The 20,454-nt window shown below is 66.1% G+C and carries 23 protein-coding genes; 12 read left to right on the top strand and 11 right to left on the bottom strand.

Translation table 11 applies throughout. The features are described 5' to 3' along the window. Positions 1–6: 6 nt before the first annotated feature. The 5 genes from OK015_RS15640 to bfr form a co-directional block, all read right to left on the bottom strand. Positions 7–1,128, bottom strand: coding sequence for an amidohydrolase family protein (locus tag OK015_RS15640; protein WP_268124201.1), 1,122 nt, complete (start codon positions 1,126–1,128; stop codon positions 7–9). 2 nt (positions 1,129–1,130) lie between these two features. After that, positions 1,131–2,474: a glutamine synthetase family protein gene (locus OK015_RS15635; RefSeq protein ID WP_268124199.1), complete on the bottom strand. Its 1,344-nt coding sequence runs from the start codon at positions 2,472–2,474 to the stop codon at positions 1,131–1,133. Positions 2,475–2,504: 30 nt separating this feature from the next. Continuing rightward, positions 2,505–2,999 (bottom strand): carboxymuconolactone decarboxylase family protein, encoded by a 495-nt coding sequence (locus tag OK015_RS15630; protein ID WP_268124197.1) that lies wholly within the window; start codon positions 2,997–2,999, stop codon positions 2,505–2,507. A 42-nt stretch (positions 3,000–3,041) separates the two neighbouring features. Further along, entirely contained in the window at positions 3,042–5,138 is a 2,097-nt protein-coding gene (locus OK015_RS15625) for an MDR family MFS transporter (RefSeq protein WP_268124195.1), read from the bottom strand. Positions 5,139–5,226: 88 nt separating this feature from the next. Continuing rightward, complete coding sequence (bfr, locus tag OK015_RS15620; RefSeq protein ID WP_268124192.1) at positions 5,227–5,715, bottom strand: bacterioferritin; 489 nt, start codon at positions 5,713–5,715, stop codon at positions 5,227–5,229. A 245-nt stretch (positions 5,716–5,960) separates the two neighbouring features. On the opposite strand from bfr, the gene OK015_RS15615 reads away from it, so the two are divergent. After that, on the top strand, positions 5,961–6,158 hold the full coding sequence (locus tag OK015_RS15615; RefSeq protein WP_268124190.1) for a (2Fe-2S)-binding protein: 198 nt from the start codon (positions 5,961–5,963) through the stop codon (positions 6,156–6,158). Between the two features lie 51 nt (positions 6,159–6,209). Here the strand turns inward: OK015_RS15615 and OK015_RS15610 are convergent, their stop codons facing one another. The 4 genes from OK015_RS15610 to OK015_RS15595 are packed head-to-tail and all read right to left on the bottom strand — an operon-like array spanning position 6,210 to position 9,130. Continuing rightward, a complete protein-coding gene (locus OK015_RS15610; RefSeq protein WP_268124188.1) occupies positions 6,210–6,968 on the bottom strand; it encodes an enoyl-CoA hydratase/isomerase family protein in 759 nt (252 codons plus the stop codon). A 37-nt stretch (positions 6,969–7,005) separates the two neighbouring features. Beyond that, positions 7,006–7,458: a TIGR03618 family F420-dependent PPOX class oxidoreductase gene (locus OK015_RS15605; protein WP_268124186.1), complete on the bottom strand. Its 453-nt coding sequence runs from the start codon at positions 7,456–7,458 to the stop codon at positions 7,006–7,008. 7 nt (positions 7,459–7,465) lie between these two features. Next, positions 7,466–8,167: a hypothetical protein gene (locus OK015_RS15600; protein ID WP_268124184.1), complete on the bottom strand. Its 702-nt coding sequence runs from the start codon at positions 8,165–8,167 to the stop codon at positions 7,466–7,468. Positions 8,168–8,194: 27 nt separating this feature from the next. Beyond that, on the bottom strand, positions 8,195–9,130 hold the full coding sequence (locus OK015_RS15595; protein ID WP_268124182.1) for a hydrogen peroxide-inducible genes activator: 936 nt from the start codon (positions 9,128–9,130) through the stop codon (positions 8,195–8,197). Positions 9,131–9,232: 102 nt separating this feature from the next. On the opposite strand from OK015_RS15595, the gene OK015_RS15590 reads away from it, so the two are divergent. Genes OK015_RS15590 through OK015_RS15580 form a run of 3 tightly spaced genes read left to right on the top strand, consistent with a single transcriptional unit; the run spans position 9,233 to position 11,708 of the window. Beyond that, on the top strand, positions 9,233–9,820 hold the full coding sequence (locus OK015_RS15590; RefSeq protein WP_268124180.1) for a peroxiredoxin: 588 nt from the start codon (positions 9,233–9,235) through the stop codon (positions 9,818–9,820). Between the two features lie 25 nt (positions 9,821–9,845). Continuing rightward, positions 9,846–10,382, top strand: a complete 537-nt coding sequence (locus OK015_RS15585; protein WP_268124178.1) for an alkyl hydroperoxide reductase — start codon at positions 9,846–9,848, stop codon at positions 10,380–10,382. A gap of 6 nt (positions 10,383–10,388) precedes the next feature. Next, positions 10,389–11,708, top strand: coding sequence for an alpha-amylase family protein (locus tag OK015_RS15580; protein ID WP_268132775.1), 1,320 nt, complete (start codon positions 10,389–10,391; stop codon positions 11,706–11,708). Here the strand turns inward: OK015_RS15580 and OK015_RS15575 are convergent. After that, on the bottom strand, positions 11,705–12,139 hold the full coding sequence (locus OK015_RS15575) for a DUF1810 domain-containing protein (RefSeq protein ID WP_268124176.1): 435 nt from the start codon (positions 12,137–12,139) through the stop codon (positions 11,705–11,707). The genes OK015_RS15580 and OK015_RS15575 overlap by 4 nt on opposite strands. A gap of 18 nt (positions 12,140–12,157) precedes the next feature. On the opposite strand from OK015_RS15575, the gene OK015_RS15570 reads away from it, so the two are divergent. Further along, positions 12,158–13,402, top strand: coding sequence for an alpha-hydroxy acid oxidase (locus OK015_RS15570; protein ID WP_268124174.1), 1,245 nt, complete (start codon positions 12,158–12,160; stop codon positions 13,400–13,402). Positions 13,403–13,411: 9 nt separating this feature from the next. On the opposite strand, the gene OK015_RS15565 is transcribed toward OK015_RS15570, so the two are convergent. Further along, positions 13,412–14,176: an AraC family transcriptional regulator gene (locus OK015_RS15565; protein WP_268124172.1), complete on the bottom strand. Its 765-nt coding sequence runs from the start codon at positions 14,174–14,176 to the stop codon at positions 13,412–13,414. Between the two features lie 92 nt (positions 14,177–14,268). On the opposite strand from OK015_RS15565, the gene OK015_RS15560 reads away from it, so the two are divergent. The 7 genes from OK015_RS15560 (at position 14,269) to OK015_RS15530 (ending at position 20,419) form a co-directional block, all read left to right on the top strand. Next, complete coding sequence (locus tag OK015_RS15560; RefSeq protein WP_268124170.1) at positions 14,269–15,072, top strand: sulfite exporter TauE/SafE family protein; 804 nt, start codon at positions 14,269–14,271, stop codon at positions 15,070–15,072. Between the two features lie 61 nt (positions 15,073–15,133). Next, positions 15,134–15,682 (top strand): CGNR zinc finger domain-containing protein, encoded by a 549-nt coding sequence (locus tag OK015_RS15555; RefSeq protein WP_268124168.1) that lies wholly within the window; start codon positions 15,134–15,136, stop codon positions 15,680–15,682. 82 nt (positions 15,683–15,764) lie between these two features. Beyond that, complete coding sequence (gene lon, locus OK015_RS15550; RefSeq protein WP_268124166.1) at positions 15,765–18,095, top strand: endopeptidase La; 2,331 nt, start codon at positions 15,765–15,767, stop codon at positions 18,093–18,095. A gap of 143 nt (positions 18,096–18,238) precedes the next feature. Continuing rightward, entirely contained in the window at positions 18,239–18,628 is a 390-nt protein-coding gene (locus OK015_RS15545; RefSeq protein WP_268124165.1) for a nitroreductase family deazaflavin-dependent oxidoreductase, read from the top strand. A gap of 39 nt (positions 18,629–18,667) precedes the next feature. After that, positions 18,668–19,000, top strand: coding sequence for a TfoX/Sxy family protein (locus tag OK015_RS15540; RefSeq protein ID WP_268124163.1), 333 nt, complete (start codon positions 18,668–18,670; stop codon positions 18,998–19,000). 43 nt (positions 19,001–19,043) lie between these two features. After that, on the top strand, positions 19,044–19,688 hold the full coding sequence (locus OK015_RS15535) for an endonuclease (RefSeq protein WP_268124161.1): 645 nt from the start codon (positions 19,044–19,046) through the stop codon (positions 19,686–19,688). Beyond that, positions 19,685–20,419, top strand: a complete 735-nt coding sequence (locus OK015_RS15530) for a DUF72 domain-containing protein (protein WP_268124159.1) — start codon at positions 19,685–19,687, stop codon at positions 20,417–20,419. The genes OK015_RS15535 and OK015_RS15530 overlap by 4 nt, the downstream gene beginning before the upstream one ends. Positions 20,420–20,454: the final 35 nt, after the last annotated feature.

Raw genomic sequence — 20,454 nt, 5'->3', positions numbered from 1 at the left:
CTGTCCTCAGCGCCTCCCGAGTTCCAGGCTGTAGACGCGGGCAGCGTTCTCACGTGCAAAAAGGTCGACTACCCGCATTGCGTCGCTTTCACACCAGTCGCCGTCTTCGACGAATCCACGTAGCACGCGGTGAATACCCTTGCGCCACAATGCAGCGCTTAAATAGTGCAGTTCGACTGGCCCGAAGCCATCGGATGAATACATGATCTTGCGAAACGGCGCCATCTCCAGCAGCCGGCCGATGAAGGCCGGCGACCGGGCACCCAGGTAGTTGATGCTCAAACCGCCGTCGAGATAGACGTTGTCAAAGGCCTGCGCCAGGTAGCCGGCCTCGCGCTCGTAGGGATAGCAGTGCAGCAACACGATCGGAGTGTCGCCGGATTGGCGCAGAAAGTCGAGCAAGTACAGCGGATTGGCTTTGTCCAGTTCGCAGTCGCGGTCGCCGAAGCCTACGTGGAATTGCAGCGGCTTGCCGAGTCGCAAGGCCTGGTGCAGCCCGAAACGCAACAGAACTCGGTCCTGCAACCGGGTCCCGCCGCGATCCCGCCATCGGCGGGCGGCCGAACTGACTTCTGCGGCCCGGGGCTCGGTCAGGTCGCCGTCGAAACCGCCGCGGTAGGCCAGGATGGACTTGGTGCCGACCGCGCCGGCCGCACGCTCGTGCAGGATCTCTTCGAACGCCGACGCGTAATCGCCGGGTGCCTGTGCGGCCTGTTCGGCCACCTGCTCGAGGCGAACCACCTCGTGTGCACGGTTGCCGGAAAGTGCGCTGAGCTGAACAACATCCGTAGTGCCGCCCCCGATTCCGGTGTCCACCAGCCAGTCGCTCACTGCGGCGGCCGGCAGAAATAGGCGTGCCAGCTCGCTTTCAGTGAATTCGCTGCGACGTTCCCAATAAACTTGAGGATCAACGTGTTTGGGTAATTCCAGGATGGGGGCGCAGTGGGCGCGCACCGCGAAGCCGAGCTGCGAGTCGAGATTCGAGTCCGCAAGGGGTTCGGTGTTGGCTTCGTTGAGGGCGTTCTCGAACCGTCGCCGATCCCCCGACTCCAGCCAGCATCCGTGGACGTGGTGATCGATCAGCACCACGTCGCTGATGTGCTGCGCGAGAGCCGGCGAGTCAGCCACCGCTAGAGGCTCCACGCCATTCGGAACTTATCCGTCAGCTGCTCGGCGTTGAGATCGCCGTAGCACTCCTGCTCCAGGCGCCGGACCGCGACGACCATGTCGACCGCGGCATCGCCCAGTATGCTTCGCATCAGAGCCGAATTATCCAGTGCGGCAATCATCTCCGCCTGAGATAGGGCGAGACTCCGAAGACCGGAGCGCTCGCGTTCGGTCTCGGAGAGCTGTGCCGGGTCGACCGTGGTCTCCGGCGGTAAGGCCACGTCGTGCCGGATGCCGTCCAGTGCCAGCCCAAGGATCGCCGCCGACGCGAGGTAGGGATTCGCCGACGGGTCGACGATCTTCACCTCGACATTGCCCACGCTGCCGGCGCCCCTGACGAATCGCACCGCGGCCTCCCTGTTCTCGATGCCCCAGCAGGCGTAGGCGCCCGCCCAATTGCCCGGCTGCATGCGTAAACCGGACACGATCGATCCGCACAACACACCCTGAGCCACCGGCAGCCCGCGAAGCACCCCGGCAACCGCACTCTCCCCCGCCGGTTTCATGCCGCCGGCGCCAGGCCCGTCGGAAAACAGCGGCCCGTCCGGGCCGGTCAGCGAGAAGTGCTGGTGCGCACCGGATCCGACGCTGCCGGCGAAGGGTACCGGTGAGAGGCTGACGCGCAGCCCATGGCGGCGGGCGGCGCGGCCGATGATGATCCTGGTCAGTATCAGCTGGTCGGCCGCGGCCACCGGCGGTAGCGGTGACAACGAGATCTCGAACTGGTTGGCCCCGTACTCGGGGTGGAACTGCTCGATCCCCACGCCGGAGGTTGCGGCTGCGGCGATGACGTCGCGCACGAACGTCTCGTGTTCGAGCACACCGGCGAGCCCGTACTGCGCCCACAGTGTCGACGGCAGCCGGCCGCCGTCCGGGCCGACCAGAACGAACTCGATCTCATGGCCGACGGACGCCTCGATGCCGGCGCCGCCGAGCAGGGTCTCGAGCCGGCGCAACGTTCCCCGGCTGCAGGTGGAAACCGGTGTGCCGTCCTGCTCGAAGAATCCGGCGGGCCCCCAAGCCAACCCGTCACCGAGGTGGCGCAACGCCGAAAGTTCGATGCGCACCCGTTGATCGCCGATCACCCCGACCTCGTCGGTGAAGGCAATGCCGGTTTGGTCGATGGCGAATGCGTGCCACGAGGGGCTGGCGCCCAAGCCGGGATCGGCGAAGGTGGGGGTGCGCCGGACCGGCACGGCCTTGGCTTGCGTGAGGCCGGCGGGGTTTACCACGGTGCCGATGACGATGCCAACGCCTTCGGCCTCCAGCTGGGCGACCGTCGGAGCCGCAAGCGGCGTGGCGGCCATCGCAGCCTTACCGGCGGGGGTGGTTGACGACTATGCCCGGCTGGGCAGGGTCAGCATGCAGGTCTGGCCGATGTCCAGGGTGCGCAGCATCCGTCCCATGCCGACCCACAGCGCGCACGACATGGCCAGGTCGGCGAGCAACTCCTCGGAGAAGTGCTCGTTGGCCCGGCTCCAGAAGTCTTCGTCTTCGCGCAACTTGGTGTGCTCGGTGCCGAACCGGTGCGCGAACTCGGCCGCCAGCCGCTCCTGCTCGCTGAATCCGGGCCAGGTGCGCCATTCCAGCGCGTGCTCGTAAAGCTCTTCGTCGACGCCGGCGGCCGGCCCGTCCGCGTCGCGTGTGTTCATGCACACCGTGCATTCGTTGTCGTGGGCGATCACGGCGCGGGCGATTTCGCGAGTGCGCATCGGCAGCCGGTTCTTCGTGTAGACCGCCTGGCTGAAGTTGGCGATCGCGCCGCCGAGGTCCGGGGACTTCGTGGCCCAGCTGTAGATGTCGTCGTCAGCGAATGTTCCGATTCGGCTCATGGCGTGATGGTACGCCCGAGCCCCGGTTTTCTGGAACACGTTCTAGTGTCGGCCACCGGTGCCCGCCGAGAGCCGGGCCGTGGCGGGCGCGTCGTCGTGCCAATCGCGTTGGGCCAGAACGCGGTGGGCGATGTGCTGGAGCGCGGTTTCGACTTCGCGGCGGTCCGGGCGCCCTTGGTAGCTGGGCGAACGGGCCAGCTTGTCGATGATCCAGGCCAGCAGCAACGAGTAGACATAGTCGACTTGCTGGGCTCCGGCCGGAGTCAGCCACATCTGGTCGCCGGCGCGCTGCGCGTAGCCGGTGGAGACCAGGCGGCCGAAGGTGGGTTCGAGGACCTCGAACGGGATCCGCATGGAGTCGGCGATGTCGGTGAGACGGGCCGTTCCGTACATCTGGCCGAAGCGGTAGATCCGCATCACGCCCCACAACCCGGCCACGTCGAGGCGACAGTCGGGCCGCATCGCGATGCTGCGCAACCGCACACCCGGGTCACCGCGCAGCATGCGCGCAATCGCGTTCTCCAGCAGCCGTTCCGGAGTGTCAGTGGTCGGCATTCCGAATCCGTCGCCGAGATCGACTGCGCTGTTGTGGATGTCGCGCAGCGGGATCTCACGCAGGAACAACGCGAGAACGAATCCGAGCAGGGCGACCGGTGCCGCCCAAAAGAAGACCTCGCTCAGCGACTCGGAATAGGCCGCCACAATGGGGGCGGCCACGTTATGAGGCTGGCGATGCAGCGCGCCCGGTGAACTGACCGCCTCGGGCGGTGCGCCGCTGGCCGCCAGGGCCGCGCCCATCCGGCTGTCGAGGAAGTTCGAAAACAGCGAACCGAATATCGCGGCTCCGAACGAACTGCCGATGGTGCGGAAGAAGGTCACGCCCGAGGTGGCGACACCGAGATCCTCGAAATTCGAGGTGTTTTGCACGATGAGGACCAGCACCTGCATGGACAAACCGATTCCGGCGCCCAGGATGACCAAATAGATGGACTGCACCAGCGCCGAGGTGGACGGGGTCATTCGCGACATCAGCAGAAATGCCAGGGCCATCAGCGCGGTGCCGGTCACCGGAAAGATCTTGTAGCGGCCGGTCTTGCCGACCAGGGTCCCGCTGCCGGTCGAGGTGATCAGCATCCCGACCACCATCGGCAGGGTGCGCAGCCCCGACGTCGTCGCCGATACACCGTTGACGTACTGCATGTAAGTGGGCAGAAACGTCATCGCGCCCAACATCGCGAAGCCGACCACGAACGACAACACGCAGCAGACCGTGAACACCGGACTGGCGAACAATCGCGTCGGCAGGATCGGCTGCGGCACACGGCTTTCGACCCAGACGAACGCCACGAGCGCCGCGGCGGCGCCGACGAACAATCCGACGATGGCCACCGAACCCCACGGGTAGAGGGTGCCGCCCCAGCTGGTCGCCAGTGTCAGGCCGGTCGCGCCCAGTCCGATCAACACGATTCCGGCGTAGTCGATGACGGGCTTGCCGGACGTCGCCAGCGCCGGAATCGCCACCGCGGCAACGACGATGACCAGCACCGAGACCGGAACGTTTACCCAGAAAGCCCACCGCCAGGTCAGGTAGTCGGTGAAGTAGCCGCCCAGCAATGGACCGACGACCGTCGTGACACCGAAGACCGCGCCCAGGATGCCTTGGTAGCGGCCACGTTCGCGCAGCGGAACAACCTCACCGATCAACGCGCTGGCGGTGACGGTGATCGCGCCGCCACCGATTCCCTGCAGAGCCCGCGATCCCACCAGCATGGCCATCGATTGGGATAGCCCGCACAACACCGATCCGATGACGAAGAACACGATCGCGGCCTGGAAAACCCGCTTTCGGCCGAACAGGTCACCGAGTTTACCGACCAGCGCGGTGACGATCGTCGACGCCAGCAGGTAACTCGTGACCACCCAGGACTGATGACCGGCGTCGCCCAGGTCGGCGACGATGGTCGGCAATGCCGTCGCGACGATGGTCTGGTCCAGCGCCGCGAGCAGCATGCCGAGCACGATCGCGACGAAGATCAGGTTCCGGCGTTGCGGAGTGATCGGCGCGCCGCTGGCTCCCGGATCCCCGGCGACGGGGATGGCATGGGTCGCCGCGCTGGATGCTGCTCTCGGGCTCGTCATACCCGCCTTCCCGTCGGCGTTAGATGCTAACGGGTACCCGGGGTAACCCCCGGCAAGCTCGCGGCGGGTTGGTTGCTGGCGCCCCGGACTAGGCGATCGAGCCCGGTGGCCGGGAAACGCATTGCGCCAAGTACAGCTCTTCGCCCAGCTTCTCCATCAGCTGGAGCTGGGTCTCGAGATAGTCGACGTGGTTTTCCTCGTCGGCGATGATCTTCTCGAGCAGGAAGGCGCTCGTGCTGTCTTCCTTCGCGCGGCACATGATGACACCGGGCTTGAGCCGGGCCAATACCTCATATTCGATCGCCAGATCCGCCTCGAACTGCTCGCGCAGCGTCTGGCCGATGCGCAACGAGAAGAGGCGCTGGTAGTTCGGCAAACCGTCCAGCAGCAAGATGCGATCGGTGATCGCCTCGGCATGGCGCATTTCGTCGAACGACTCCGCGCGAGTGTGCTCAGCTACCTCGGTGAAGCCCCAGTTCTCTTGCATTTTCGAGTGCAGGAAGTACTGGTTGATCGCGGTGAGCTCACTGGTCAATTGCTCGTTGAGTAGACGCAGAACGTCCGCATCCCCTTGCATGATCACTCCTCCGGTGTGTCAGGGCTGTGATGTCAGAGCGCGGCGGCGACGCTGGGCTGGAGCGCACCATGCCGGCCGTAGCAGCACTGTGCCACGCAAATTGGAATTGTTCCAGCAAGGTATGGCTGCGCTCACTAGCCAAAATAGGCTTCGGCACGTTAGTTAGGTTCGTCTTACCTACTTAGGCTAGACTCACTTAACATGAGGCCGGTTCGGGCGACTGCTCGCAGCTGTGAGGTGCGCTGATGTACGTATGCCTGTGCGTCGGGGTCACCAACCACACCGTGGCCGAGTGCGTGGCCCGTGGTGCCGCTACCTCCAAGGAGGTGGCCGCGGCGTGTGGCGCGGGTGGCGACTGTGGACGGTGCCGGCGCACACTGCGGGCAATCATCGCCGCCTCGCAGAAAGTCGATTCTGAGCTCGAACCCGCGGCATCCCACTAGGACACGCACTAGACGCGCCGCGTTTCACTGAGCCCTTTTTCGCTCGGTGCTTCAATTTTGCTTTCGCTCCGCGAAAGAGGCCAAGGCCGCGGCATTGGCCTGGGCGCCCATCAGTTCGGCGAAGTGGGCGTTCTCCCGTGCGGTCGCGGCCACGATCTCGGGCCGGATCGGTTCGGCCATCGTGTGTTTGACCGCCATCAAGCTCGAAACCGGCCGGGACGCAAGGATTTCCGCGTGCCGACGGGTTTCCGACAGCAGCTCGTCCGGATCGCAGACGCGCCAGACCAGCCCCATCCGCAAGGCCTCTTGCGCATCGACCCATTCCGAGGACATCAGCAACCACGCGGCGTTCTGCCGTCCCACCAACTGCGGCAGCAGATAGGAAGAGGCCGCCTCGGGTGCCACGCCGAGGCTGGTGAACGGACATTTCAGCCGCGCCGTCGACGACATGAACGCCAGATCGGCGTAGCCGAGGATGGTGGTGCCGATTCCCACCCCGACACCGTTCACGGCACAAATCAGGGGCTTGGGAAACGCGCTGAGCGCGTCGATCAAACCGGGGAATCCGTGTTTGCCAGGAGTGAAGTCGGGGTCGGTGATGCGCGCCTGCATTTCGGCCAGATCGGTACCGGCGCTGAAGCCGCGCCCGGTCCCGGTCAGTACCACGACCGCGATCTCCGGATCGTCGGCGGCGGCCAGCAGCGCCTCGGCGGTGGCGTCGTAGAGGGCCTCGTTGAAAGCGTTGAGCGCCTCGGGCCGGTTCAGGGTAAGGGTGCGTACCCGATTGGTGTCATCGATCAACAGCGTCACCGGTGCAGCCTAACCTCGCGACGCTGCCCACCAGAGCTCACCCGTTGCTGTAGACGCGGGTTGGCGCGATCAGCACCACGGCGCGGCGTTCCATGGCCATCACCCGGTCGTACTCGTCCCAGTCGTCGTGGGTGCCGCCGGCCGCGGTGAAGACCTCGCGAAGCAGCAGGCGCAACTGGTCGGCTCGCATGTGTGGCGCCAGCCACGGCTGCGCGTCCTCGGGCCCGGCCAGCTCCGCGCGTCCCTCGACCGTCGCCCACTGCCAGCCGTTACGGAACGTGACGGCCAACTGCGGCCGCTCCCGGAGATTGGCGAGTTTGACTTTGCCGTAGGTGGTGAAGCCGAGGACGGGCTCACCGGTGTGCGGGTGCGGCAGGAGACCGACATTGACCAGCGACGCCTGCACCGTTCCGTCGGCGCGGACGGTGGAGATCACCGCCAGTCCGCTTTCCGCCGCCGCCAGCTCCACGGCATCCTTCAGTGTTGTCATGCGGTCCTCACGTTCGAAAGGCTGTCTTGAACACGTAGCGGCTGGTCGGGACCGTGTCGATGTTCTCGTTAGCGCCGAATGCAGTTGTGCTGGCGACCATCCGGCCCAGCCGGTGCTGCAGATCGTCATCGTCGGCGGCTCCGAAAAACGCCCTGAGATCGGTGACCGCTTCATCGGGGAACAACTCCTCGACGATGCCCGCGATTCCCGGCGCGTCGGCAGTCAGCGCCCGCACCACCCAGTTCTGGGTATAGCCGAACGTTGCCTGCGTCTCGATGGCCACCGAGGTGTGGTTGAGCTGCCATCGGTTCAGCCAGGTCGCCTGATCCAGCTCCGAGGGCCGGCGCAGCAACGCGATGTTAGCCAAACCTGTTGTCCGCGAGCCAGGTTCGCTGAGGGGGGCGGCCAGTGGAACGGACTCGGTCACCAAGTAGGCGGCGAGCCGTTCACATTCGGCCTCGAGCAGGGCCAGCGCTGCGGTCAGCTGTTCGCCGTAGCACTGCTGGGTCCACATGCTCACGACCGCAACTGCCGGTGGGTCCATCGTCGTCAGCGTCATCAGCGAGTGCCGCACCGCGCTGTCCCGGACGTTGACAGCCAACCCGGGCAGGCCCAGACCCAGCAGCGCGTCGGCGACCGGACCCCGTTGGCGGGCACACCAATCGTCGTCCGAGCCGGCACGCCTGAGCACAGCGATCACCTTTTCCATAGGGTGAACCTACAGTCGGCAATGCCGCTATTTGACCAGGCGTACCTGCTGTTCACTGTGGACCGCGTCCCCGATGATCGCGGCGAGACGCCGATAGGATTCGTCGCGGCCGCTTGACGCGCGGAACACCAGGCCGATTCGTCGGCCGGGGCGGGGAGCCGCAAAGTGCGCGAGCCCGAGTTGGCTTCGCGCGGCTTCGACAGGCGCGGCGCTCTGCGGGATCAGGGTTACGCCCAGCCCGCCGGTCACGCACTGGACCGCCGTCGCCAGCGAAGCGGCCCGGGTGTCGGCGAGTTCGGCCCGGACACCCGCTTTTTGGCAGACGTCCAGCGCCTGATCGCGCAGGCAGTGGCCCTCGTCAAGCAGCAGCAGCGGCAAGTCGGCCAACGCCGACGCGGGCACCCGGCGCTTTCCCGACAGTGGGTGCCCGGGCGGTACCGCGAGCAGGAAATCCTCTTCGTAGATCGGGACCTCGGTGATCCCGCCGGGCTCGGCTGGCAGCGCGAGCAGGGCCGCGTCCAGCGCCCCGCCGCGCAGGGCCGTCAGCAGGCGTTCGGTTTGGTCTTCGATCACCCGCAGGGTCAGGGCGGGAAGGCGACTGGTCAGCGCGGCCAGCACGGTGGGCAGGACGTAGGGCGCCACGGTGGGGATCATGCCGAGGCGCAGGGTGCCCTGCAGCGGATCCGACGTCCCCGCCGCGGCGGCGGTGAACGCCTCCGCCGATTCGACCACGGCTTGGGCGAGCGGAAGCAGCTGCGCGCCTTCCCGTGTCAAGCGGACACGCCGGGTCGAGCGCTCGACCAGATGGGTGCCCAGGCCCGTTTCGAGCGCCGCGAGCGACTGCGACAGCGTCGACTGGCTGACACCGAGAGTCGTTGCCGCACTGCCGAAATGATGCTTCTCGGCCACTGCGGCAAAAGCGCGCAGGCCGGCCAGGGTAGGCTGAAAACTCTTATCGGTCATGGCTATAAGTATAGTGCGATATATCACCTTTACTTCAGGCGCCGCTCCCGGCAACATGGTGGAGGACACTCAAACTTGACTAAATCCAGATAAGGAGCGGATATGACACTGCTTACGATCGGCGACCAGTTCCCCGCCTACGAGCTCACCGGGCTGATCGGTGGCGACCTGTCGAAGGTCGATGCTCAGCAACCAGAGGACTACTTCAAGACCATCTCCAGCGACGACTACGCGGGCAAGTGGCGGATCGTGTTCTTCTGGCCGAAGGACTTCACCTTCGTGTGCCCGACCGAGATCGCCGCGTTCGGCAAGCTGAACGACGAGTTCGAGGACCGCGACGCGCAGGTGCTCGGTGTCTCGGTGGACAGCGAATTCGTGCACTTCCAGTGGCGGGCCCAGCACGAGGACCTGAAGACGCTGCCGTTCCCGATGCTCTCGGACATCAAGCGCGAACTCGCCTTGGCCACCGGAGTCCTCAACGACGGCGGAGTCGCCGACCGCGTCACCTTCATCGTCGACCCGAACAACGAGATCCAATTCGTCTCGGCGACCGCAGGATCCGTGGGGCGTAACGTGGACGAGGTGCTGCGGGTCCTGGACGCTCTGCAGTCCGACGAGCTGTGTGCCTGCAACTGGCGCAAGGGTGACCCGACGCTGGATGCCGGCGAACTGCTCAAGGCTTCGGCCTAAATTTCAGGCCCGATCTGGAGGCGAAATGACCGTAGAGAATCTCAAGGACGCGCTGCCGGAGTATGCCAAGGACCTCAAGCTCAACCTGGGCTCGATCACCCGCACTACCGTGCTGAACGACGAGCAGTTGTGGGGCACGCTGCTGGCGAGCGCCGCGGCAACACGAAACACCCAGGTGTTGGCCGAGATTGGCACCGAAGCAGCGGACAATCTGTCGGCCGAGGCGTACCAAGCGGCACTGGGTGCCGCGTCGATCATGGGCATGAACAACGTGTTCTACCGGGGCCGCGGGTTCCTGGAGGGCAAGTACGACGACCTGCGGGCCGGACTGCGGATGAACATCATCGGCAATCCGGGTGTGGACAAGGCCAATTTCGAACTGTGGTCGTTCGCGGTGTCGTCGATCAACGGGTGCTCGCACTGCGTTGTCGCCCATGAGCGCACCCTTCGGGAAGCCGGTGTGGATCGCGAAGTGATCTTGGAAGCGCTCAAAGCAGCGGCAATCGTTTCCGGTGTGGCGCAGGCGATCACCACCGCTGAGGCACTGGCGAGCGTCGGCTGATCGTCGCTGGTGACCGCATCCTGGGTGGCACACGCGATCTGGTGGCAGGTCTATCCCTTGGGCTTCGTGGGAGCGTTTCCCACACCCGAGGGATCGGCGCCACCCGATCCGGGCGATCACCGGTTGCGGCGACTCGCCGAGTGGTTCGACCACGCCATCGAGTTGGGGGCATCGGGAATTGCGCTGGGGCCGATCTTCGCCTCGCGCACCCACGGTTACGACACCACGGACCATTACCGGATCGACCCCCGGCTCGGTGACGACGGCGATTTCGACTATCTGATCACCGAGGCACGCGCTCGCGGCCTGCGGGTGCTGCTCGATGGCGTGTTCAACCATGTCGGCGTGGGCTTCCCGCGATACCGCGAGGCGTCGCGCGACGACGGCACGGCCGCACGCTGGTTTCGCGGGCGTCCCGGGCGATTTCACTCCTTCGAAGGCCACTCCGAGCTCGTCACCCTCAACCACGCCAACCCGGAAGTCGCCGACTACGTGGTCGACGTGATGACGCACTGGCTGCAGCGAGGCGCGGATGGTTGGCGGCTGGATGCGGCTTACGCTGTGCCGCAACAATTCTGGGCGGCGACGTTACCGAGGGTGCGCGAGCGGCATCCGGACGCATGGTTCGTCGGCGAACTCATCCATGGCGACTATGCGGCGATCGTCGAAGAGGCCACCTTTGACTCGGCCACCCAATACGAGCTGTGGAAGGCGATCTGGAGCAGCCTCAACGACGGCAACTTCTTCGAGTTGGACTGGGCTTTGCAGCGGCACAGCGAGTTCGTGGCCAGCTTCGTGCCGCTGACCTTCATCGGCAATCACGACGTCACGCGCATCGCCAGCCGCCTGGTTAACGCCGATCATCTGGCGCACGCGCTGGTGTTGCTGTTGACGATCGGCGGTGTACCCAGCGTGTACGCCGGCGACGAGTTCGGATTCCGCGCTGTCAAAGAGGAACGGTATGGCGGCGATGACGCGGTGCGACCGGAATTCGCTGCTCCCCCGTTGCAGCTGGACGACTTCGGCGCCGAGATGTGGCGACTACACCAGTTCCTGGTCGGGCTGCGCCGCCGCCACCCCTGGCTGCATGCGGCCACGACCGCTGCGCTGCGGCTGGAAAACCAGCACTACGTCTACGAGACGCGCAGCGGCGACAACACGTTGGTGATCGCGCTGAACATCGACGACGAGCCGCTGCGGCTGATGCTCTCGGAGCTAGGCCGCGGGCGCGCCGAGGTGATCGCCGGATCCGGCGCGCCGTCCAGCGACGTCGTCGACGAGGTCACCGTCGAGGCGCACGGGTGGCGGGTCCTGCGACCCGCTTAGTCGCGCAGCCGGGCCAGCGTCAAGGGGTCCCGCTCCCCGCGGTAGTAATTGTCGAGCAGCGTGGTGAAGTCCTGGTGGCCGTCGGTCGCCAGGGCGAACAGCGTCATCGACGAGCGCAGCTTGAGATCGTCGGGTGAGCCGAAGATCTCCGTGATCGAGCGTCCTTGCACCTGGTTGACCAGCTGGGCGCACTCATACAGTCGCGGCCCCAGCAGCTCATGCGCGAGATAGGCGCGGGCTTCCCGCAGTGACGAGATGCCGTAGCGGACTGCCATCGGACTGCTGCCCAGGCCGCGCAACTGCGGGAAGACGAACCACATCCAGTGACCGCGTTTTCGTCCGGCGCGCAACTCCTGGACGACGTCGCGGTAGACCGGGGCCTGCGCGACAACGAAACGTGTCAGATCGAAGGGAACGTCTACCGAGTCCATATGACTACGGTGGCATACATGGCCGTCAAACGACGCATGCCCAAGGCCCGTGAGCTGGCCCCGCTGATGCAGTTCAAGCGGCCCGAGTTCGACGCCACCAAGCGCCGACTGGACGCCGCGTTCACCATCGATGATCTGCGCCGCATCGCCAAACGGCGCACCCCCAAGGCGGCCTTCGACTACACCGATGGCGCGGCCGAGGACGAGCTGTCGATCGCGCGCGCCCGACAAGCGTTCCGCGACATCGAGTTTCACCCGACGATCCTGCGCGACGTCAGCAATGTCACCGCGGGTTGGGACGTGCTGGGTCAGCCGGTCGCCTTGCCCTTCGGGATCGCGCCGACCGGATTCACCCGATTGATGCAGACCGAAGGCGAGATCGCCGGCGCAACGGCGGCGGCCAAAGCCGGCATTCCGTTCTCGCTCTCCACGCTCGGCACCTGCGCAATCGAAGACCTGGTGACCGCTGTCCCGCAGGGCCGCAAATGGTTCCAGCTGTACATGTGGAAGGACCGGGAGCGTTCGATGGCGCTGGTCAAGCGCGCAGCCGACGCCGGATTCGACACCTTGCTGGCCACGGTCGACGTTCCGGTCTCCGGGGCACGTTTCAGGGACAACCGCAACGGGATGACGATCCCGCCGTCGCTGACGCTGCGCACCGTCCTGGACGCGTTGCCGCACCCGAAGTGGTGGTTCGACCTGCTGACGACCGAACCGCTGGCCTTCGCGTCGCTGGATCGCTGGCCGGGCACCGTCGCCGAATACCTGAGCACGATGTTCGACCCCAGTCTGACCTTCGACGACCTGGCCTGGATCAAGGAGCAATGGCCCGGCAAGCTCGTGGTCAAGGGCATCCAGACGCTCGACGATGCACGCGCGGTGGTCGAGCGTGGCGTCGACGGCATCGTGTTGTCCAATCACGGTGGACGCCAGCTCGATCGGGCCCCGGTGCCCTTCCACCTGTTGCCGGCGGTGGCGCGCGAACTCGGTAAGGACACCGAGATCCTGGTGGACACCGGCATCATGTCGGGCGCCGACATCGTGGCCGCGATCGCGCTGGGGGCGCGGTGCGCGCTGGTGGGGCGGGCCTATCTGTACGGACTGATGGCCGGCGGCGAGGCGGGGGTCAGCCGCGCGATCGAAATCCTGGAGAGCGGCGTGCTGCGCACGATGCGACTGCTGGGGGTGAGGAGTCTCGAGGAGCTCTCTCCCGCCCACGTGACGCAGCTGCGGCGGCTCGGGCCGGTCGAGCCGCCGGCGTGAGCGGGTAATTCATCTGGGGCGGAACGACTTCGGTGTGCTCCCCACTTGACTGCCGAACATGGCCGAAAACGACGCCGGGGTGTCGTAGCCCACTGCCGTCGCCGTCTGGGTGACGGATGTGCCCGACGACAGGAGCCGAATGGCCTGCAGGACGCACGCGCGCTGACGCCATTGCTGAAAGGTCAGACCGGTTTCCGCGCGGAACAATCTGTTGAACGTTCGGCCGCTCACCGCGAGCTCCGCGGCCCATTGCGCCGGCAACTCCTGGATGCTCGGTGCGGCCGCGAACGCCTGACATCTGCGGCGCAGGTCGTCGCGTGCGGGCATCGGGAGATCGAGCGGCAGCGGTGTCACCGATTGGATCTCGTGCAGGATGAGCTCGATCAGCGCGCCATCGCGTCCATGGCGATCGTAGAGTGCCGGTAGCTCGACCGCGGCGAGCAGCAGCAGGCGCAGCAGCGGTGAAACGTCGACCACCTGGCACCGGGCGGGGAACCACGGCACGGCCGACGGCTTGAGGTAAAGGCTGCGCGTGCTGACGTTCCGCATCTGCACCTGGTGGTCGGTGTTCGACGGAATCAGCACCGCCCGCTGCGTTGGCACCGTCCACGTGGCCTCGGCCGTATCGACTCGCATGATCCCGGTCGCGCCGTAGAGAAGCTGGGCGCGACGGTGGCGGTGAAACGGCAAGAGATGATCGGCTGGGTAGTCGGTGCCGATCGCCAGCACGGCACGGTCAATCTCGTCGACGTCGTCCAGCGCTACATTCCGCACCGAGTCAGCCTAGCCCGTTATGGCGCAAACTCAGGTGTTTATGGCGTGATAGCGATTGTGCGCCACGTCCGTGAAAACCTAACGTGAGCTGCATGATTGGATTTGTCCTGTTGCTGGTTGCCGTCGGTTGCGTCACCGGTGTTACGACGGTGCTCTTCGGGTTCGGCGGCGGATTCGTCACGGTCCCCGCTGTCTACGCCGCGGTCCAGGCCACCAGCGGAACCGACGCGATGCATACGGCCGTGGCGACTTCGGCCGCGATCATGGTCGTCAATGCCTCGTCGGCGACGATCGCCTCCGCCCGATTCGGCCTGCTGCGTCGCGAATACCTCTGGCCTATAACGGGATTCATCGCCATTGGTGCGGCTCTGGGTGCCGTCGCTGCTAGCTGGGCGCCCGAAACCCTGTTGCGCGGCCTGTTCGCCGCCTACATCGCGACCGCCATAATCGACTGTGTCGCCCGGAAGGGCTTCCTGAGCAATTCCGCTGCGCCCGGGGCGAAAGGGTCGTTGGGACGCGGCATGTCGACCCTCGGCGGCATCGGAATCGGGGCAGCCGCCAGCTTTCTCGGCATCGGTGGCAGCGTTATCACCGTTCCGCTCATGCGGCGCAAGGGAATTCGAATGGCCGACGCCGCGGCGCTGGCCAACCCGCTGAGCCTGCCCATTGCCGTGGTGGGAACCGCCGTCTACCTTCTCGCCTCACCCGCCGCGATACATCCCGGGCAAATCGGCTATGTCAGCCTCACCGCCATGGCGGCTCTGCTCGCTGGTTCGGTTCCTACCATCGCGCTTGCCAGGCGAGTCCTGGCCGGATGGAAGATTCCGGACCGGGCCCACGCGGTGGCGTACCTGACCCTGCTCGGAGTCATCCTGATCGCGACCGTGGCCGGATAGCCCACTGGCCCACCGCTCGACTTCGGTTGCGGGGTTCGCTGAAACCTGCCAGGGTGGTTACGTGAAATTCGGGTTCGTGTGCGGCCGGACATGCCTCAACTTCGCGGGCACGCTCGGACATCGGCTCACCGTCCCCGAAGAGCGGTTGACCAGTCCTGAGATCCTGTCGGAGTGGGCTGTGCAGGCGGGGCTGGTGGACACCGGCATCGAGGTCACCGAGGACGATCTCGTCATCGCGATCGGATTGCGCGAAGCGATCTACCGGACCGCAATCGCCCGGCTGGACGACCGCGAGCCAAATCCGGCCGACGTGGTCCTGCTGAACCTGCGGGGCTCGCAGCCTCAGCTGACACCGCGGCTGCTTCCCGATGGCACGACGAGCCGGGAGGGCACCGCGTCGCAACTGCTGGCCAGCCTGGCCGCGGATCTGCTCGACCTGCTCGCCGGGCCCGAGGTCGGCAACCTCAAACGGTGCGCCCACCCGAACTGTTCGCTGCTCTACGTCGATTCCTCGCGGGCCAAAAACCGCCATTGGTGCGGGATGGCTACCTGTGGCAACAAGGTGAAGGTCCAGGCCTTCCGCGCTCGTCAGCGAGCTTCCGCCAGTTGATCTAGTTCACCCGCGGCTTTCGACGGGAACAAAAGCCATCCCCCAAAGGTTGAGCGCAACAGACTAAACCTTTGGAGAACAGATGTCTGAAGTGAAATCAGTGCCGGTGTTGTTCGTTACCGACACCATCGTGTTGCCCGGAATGGTCGTGCCTATCGCCTTGGACGACGCCGCCCAAGCTGCCATCGACGCGGCCCGAGCCAGCGACACCGGGGAGCTGCTCATCGCCCCGCGGCTGGACGACCGCTACCCGTCCCACGGCGTGATCGCCAAGATTCTGCAAGTCGGTCGCATCCCCGGCGGAGGCGGCACCGCCGCTGTGGTGCGCGGCGAGCGCAGGGCGCAGATCGGGGCGGGAGCATCGGGCCCCGGCGCGGCGCTCTGGGTTGAGGTGAACGAGGTCGCCGACATCGAGACGACCGAGGAAATCAAGGCGCTGACAGCGGAGTACAAGAAGCTGCTGCTGGCCATGCTGCAACGGCGCGAGGCCTGGCAGATCATCGACTACGTCAACAGCCTGACCGACCCGTCGGCGCTGGCCGACACGTCGGGATACGCCTCGTATCTGACCGACGTGCAGAAGCGCCAGATGCTGGAGACCGTGGACGTCGCCGAGCGGCTGCGGGTGCTGATCGACTGGACCGGCGACCACCTGGCCGAGGTCGAGGTCAACGACAAGATCGCCGAAGACGTGCGCGACGGCATGGAAAAGACGCAGAAGGAATTCCTGCTGCGCCAACAGCTGGCCGCGATCCGTAAGGAGCTGGGCGAGGGCGAACCCGACGGGTCCGACGATTACCGGGCTCGCGTGGAGGCCGCCGATTTGCCGGAGAAGGTTCGCGAGGCAGCGCTGCGGGAGGTCGGAAAGCTGGAACGCTCCAGCGACCAAAGCCCGGAAAGCGGCTGGATTCGCACCTGGCTGGACACCGTGCTGGACCTGCCCTGGAACGTCCGCACCGAGGATTCGACGGATCTGGTGGCGGCGCGGGGCATCCTGGACGCCGATCACCACGGGCTGGACGACGTCAAGGACCGCATCGTCGAATACCTGGCCGTGCGAACGCGGCGGGCCCAACGTGGGCTGCAGGTTGTCGGCGGCCGCGGTTCCGGCGCCGTGATGGTGCTGGCCGGTCCGCCCGGCGTCGGCAAGACTTCGCTGGGTGAGAGCGTGGCCCGGGCGCTGGGCCGCAAGTTCGTGCGCGTGGCGCTGGGCGGCGTCCGCGACGAAGCCGAGATCCGTGGGCACCGGCGCACCTACGTGGGTGCGCTGCCGGGCCGCATCGTGCGCGCGATCGGCGAGGCGGGATCGATGAATCCCGTTGTGCTGCTGGACGAAATCGACAAGGTCGGTTCGGACTATCGTGGCGACCCGAGCGCGGCTCTGCTCGAGGTGCTGGACCCGGCGCAGAACCACACGTTCCGCGACCACTACCTGGATCTGGACCTCGACCTGTCCGACGTCGTGTTCCTGGCCACCGCCAACGTGATCGAGAACATCCCGTCGGCCCTGCTGGACCGCATGGAGCTGGTGGCTATCGACGGCTACACCGAGGACGACAAGGTCGCCATTGCCCGCGAGTACCTGCTGCCCCGGCAGCGGGAGCGGGCGGCACTGACCGACGACGAGGTCACCGTCACCGACGCCGCGCTGCGCAAGATCGCCGCCGACTACACCCGCGAGCCGGGAGTTCGGCAGTTCGAGCGGCTGCTGGCCAAGGCGCTGCGCAAGGTGACGACGAAGATCGCCGAAGGCGGGCCGGAGAACCGGAAAATTCTGGACGAGCCCGATCTGGTCGAATACCTTGGCAGGCCACGGTTTACGCCCGAGTCGGCCGAGCGCACCGCGGTGCCCGGAGTTGCCACCGGACTGGCGGTCACCGGCCTGGGCGGCGACGTGCTCTACATCGAAGCCGGGGCCACCGACGGCGAGCCCGGGTTGCAACTGACCGGTCAACTGGGTGACGTGATGAAGGAATCCGCGCAGATCGCGCTGTCCTACGTCCGGTCCCATGCAGCCGAGTTGGGCGTCGACCCGAAAGCGTTGGACCGGCGCATCCACGTGCACGTGCCCGCGGGCGCGGTGCCCAAGGATGGCCCGTCGGCCGGTGTCACGATGGTCACCGCGCTGGTGTCGATGGCAACCGGGCGTCAGGTCCGCGCCGATGTCGGCATGACCGGCGAGGTCACGCTGAACGGGCGGGTGCTGCCGATCGGGGGCGTCAAGCAGAAGCTGCTGGCCGCCCAACGGGCCGGTCTGTCCACGGTGTTCATTCCGCGGCGCAACGAGCCGGATCTGGACGACGTGCCTGCCGAAGTCCTCGAGGCGCTGACCGTCGAGCCGATGACCGACGTCGCCGACATCGTCGCGCGGGCCTTGGAACCGGCAGCCGATACCGCAACCGTCGCTGCTTGATCCGCGTGGGCAAGCTTCCTGGCGACCTGCGGAGTGAGGTCGAACCGGACCGCCGGTCCTTGTCCTCGCCGGGCCGCGGGAGTGGGTGTTGCGCGCCGTCGGCGTCCCCACCCCGCGACCGGCTTAGGCGCTAGGTTGAAGACATGACCGGTATCGGCGATGTCAAACGGCAGGTAGTGCATCGCCTTCAACGGCTGGTGGTCAATCCGGTAGGTCGGCAATTACCGGTGACCATGCTCGAGACGACTGGCCGCAAGAGCGGGCAACCACGCCACACCCCGGTCGGCGGGCGCGTGGTGGGCGACAAGTTCTGGATGGTCTCCGAACACGGTGAGCACTCGGACTATGTCCGCAACATCAAGGCCAATCCGGCTGTCCGAGTGCGCCTCGGCGGCCGGTGGCGCAACGGTACCGCGCACCTGCTGCCCGACGATGACCCGGTGCAGCGGCTGGGCAACCTACCTCGGCTCAACAGCAGGATGGTGCGCATCATGGGCAGCGAGCTGCTCACCATTCGGGTGGATCTGGACTGACCCGGCCAGGGTGTCGGTGCCGACGAATACCGTCAACCCATGGCTTACGATCTCGAACTCGCCGACCGGATCCGCGAACTACTGGCACCGCGGCGCGGTGTCGACGAGAAGGCGATGTTCGGCGGGCTGGCGTTCCTGATCGGCGGACACCTGGCGGTCGCGGCCAGTGGCAAGGGCGGACTGATGGTTCGGGTGCCACCCGAGGACACCGCCAAGCTGCTGGAACGCCAGCACGTCAGCCCCATGGTGATGGCCGGCCGCGAAACCCGGGGCTGGCTGCGGGTCGACGCCGAGGGCGTGAAAACCAAACGCCAGCTTGAGAGTTGGATTACCCGCGGCGTCGGATACGCGGGCAGCCTGCCGCCGAAGTAACCGTGCTCGTTTGCCGTTGTGCGTGGCGGGTACGCGCCGACGTATGAGCAACTCGGACGGGTCCAAGCAGCTGGTGCAACGCGTGCTCGAGGCTGGCGGCACCACGTACGCGGACGAGGCGGGCATCCGGATCAACGACAAGCCGATGCCGCTGTTTCAACTGCTGGTGTTATGCATGCTTGCCAGCAAGCCGATCGATGCCGCGCTCGCCATGCGCGGGGCACGGGAACTGTTCGAGGCGGGTCTGCGCACGCCGAAGGCTGTGCTGGCCGCCGACCGGCAAACGATCATCAGCGCCTTCGGTCGGGCTCACTACGTGCGTTATGACGAGAGCTCGGCCACCCGTCTCACCGAGATGGCGCAGCGGGTGAGTGACGAGTACTTCGGCGATCTGCGCGAGATCGCCGAGCGCAGTCATCGCGATGTAGCGCAGGCGAAACGAATGCTGAAGGAATTCAAAGGAATTGGCGATACCGGTGCCGACATTTACCTGCGCGAGGTTCAAGACGTGTGGCCCTGGGTCCGTCCGTACTTCGACGAGCGTGCCACCGGCACGGCCAAGCGGCTGGGACTGCCCGCCGAACCAGCCAAACTGGGAGCACTCGCACCGCGCGCCAACGCGCGGCTGGCCGCGGCCTTGGTCCGCGCGTCGCTGGATAACGATCTGCGACAACGGATGGCGGGTTGACCGTTCGGATCGGGACATCCGGGTGGTCCTATGACCACTGGGTCGACGTGCTGTACCCGCCCGGAACGGCGCCGGCCCGCCGGCTGGCTCGCTATGCGGAGGTGTTCGACACCGTCGAGCTGAATGCCAGCTTCTACCGCTGGCCCAAGGATTCGACGTTTGCCGGATGGCGTGACCGACTGCCGACCGGCTTCACGATGTCGATCAAGGCACACCGCGGGCTTACCCACTATCGCAGGCTGGGCTCACCCGAGCCCTGGATCGAGCGATTCGAGCGGTGTTGGCAACTGCTGGGTGATCGAAGCGGGGTGCTGCTTGTCCAGGTGCATCCCGAGTTGCAGCGCGACGCCCACTCGCAGGCCCGCCTCGACTCGTTCCTGGAACGGCTGCCGCCACACATCCGGGTGGCCGTCGAGCTGCGCCATCCCTCCTGGAACGACCCCGCTGTCTACCGGTCGTTGGAACTCCACCGGGCCGCGTACGTGGTGATGAGCGGCGCCGGACTGGTGTGCATGCCCAGGGCAACCACCGATTTGGTGTACATCCGGATGCACGGCCCGGACTCCGATCCGATCTATGCCGGTTGCTACTCGAACGATGAGTTGCGTTGGTGGGCCGACCGGATCACCGAATGGGACCGCGACGGAAGGGACGTGTGGATGTACTTCAACAACGATCTGGGCGGCAACGCGGTCCGCAATGCGCTCACGCTGCGGGACCTGGTGAGTTAACCCAGCGCGAGTAGGGTGGAAACGCGACACGAACG

Origin of the sequence: Mycobacterium sp. Aquia_216 (assembly GCF_026723865.1) — a bacterium.
GTDB lineage: Bacteria > Actinomycetota > Actinomycetes > Mycobacteriales > Mycobacteriaceae > Mycobacterium.
Note: the sequence above shows the minus strand (reverse complement) of the source record. Positions and strands in the feature narration are given on the sequence as shown.

Coding starts and splice junctions, on each gene's coding strand:
- OK015_RS15615 (WP_268124190.1), top strand. CDS start 5,961: ATGTACGTATGCCTGTGCGTCGGGGTCACCAACCACACCGTGGCCGAG.
- OK015_RS15535 (WP_268124161.1), top strand. CDS start 19,044: ATGAGCAACTCGGACGGGTCCAAGCAGCTGGTGCAACGCGTGCTCGAG.
- OK015_RS15600 (WP_268124184.1), bottom strand. CDS start 8,167: ATGGAAAAGGTGATCGCTGTGCTCAGGCGTGCCGGCTCGGACGACGAT.
- OK015_RS15605 (WP_268124186.1), bottom strand. CDS start 7,458: ATGACAACACTGAAGGATGCCGTGGAGCTGGCGGCGGCGGAAAGCGGA.
- OK015_RS15595 (WP_268124182.1), bottom strand. CDS start 9,130: ATGACCGATAAGAGTTTTCAGCCTACCCTGGCCGGCCTGCGCGCTTTT.
- OK015_RS15585 (WP_268124178.1), top strand. CDS start 9,846: ATGACCGTAGAGAATCTCAAGGACGCGCTGCCGGAGTATGCCAAGGAC.
- OK015_RS15575 (WP_268124176.1), bottom strand. CDS start 12,139: ATGGACTCGGTAGACGTTCCCTTCGATCTGACACGTTTCGTTGTCGCG.
- lon (WP_268124166.1), top strand. CDS start 15,765: ATGTCTGAAGTGAAATCAGTGCCGGTGTTGTTCGTTACCGACACCATC.
- OK015_RS15560 (WP_268124170.1), top strand. CDS start 14,269: ATGATTGGATTTGTCCTGTTGCTGGTTGCCGTCGGTTGCGTCACCGGT.
- bfr (WP_268124192.1), bottom strand. CDS start 5,715: ATGCAAGGGGATGCGGACGTTCTGCGTCTACTCAACGAGCAATTGACC.
- OK015_RS15545 (WP_268124165.1), top strand. CDS start 18,239: ATGACCGGTATCGGCGATGTCAAACGGCAGGTAGTGCATCGCCTTCAA.
- OK015_RS15635 (WP_268124199.1), bottom strand. CDS start 2,474: ATGGCCGCCACGCCGCTTGCGGCTCCGACGGTCGCCCAGCTGGAGGCC.
- OK015_RS15570 (WP_268124174.1), top strand. CDS start 12,158: ATGGCCGTCAAACGACGCATGCCCAAGGCCCGTGAGCTGGCCCCGCTG.
- OK015_RS15590 (WP_268124180.1), top strand. CDS start 9,233: ATGACACTGCTTACGATCGGCGACCAGTTCCCCGCCTACGAGCTCACC.
- OK015_RS15625 (WP_268124195.1), bottom strand. CDS start 5,138: ATGACGAGCCCGAGAGCAGCATCCAGCGCGGCGACCCATGCCATCCCC.
- OK015_RS15540 (WP_268124163.1), top strand. CDS start 18,668: ATGGCTTACGATCTCGAACTCGCCGACCGGATCCGCGAACTACTGGCA.
- OK015_RS15630 (WP_268124197.1), bottom strand. CDS start 2,999: ATGAGCCGAATCGGAACATTCGCTGACGACGACATCTACAGCTGGGCC.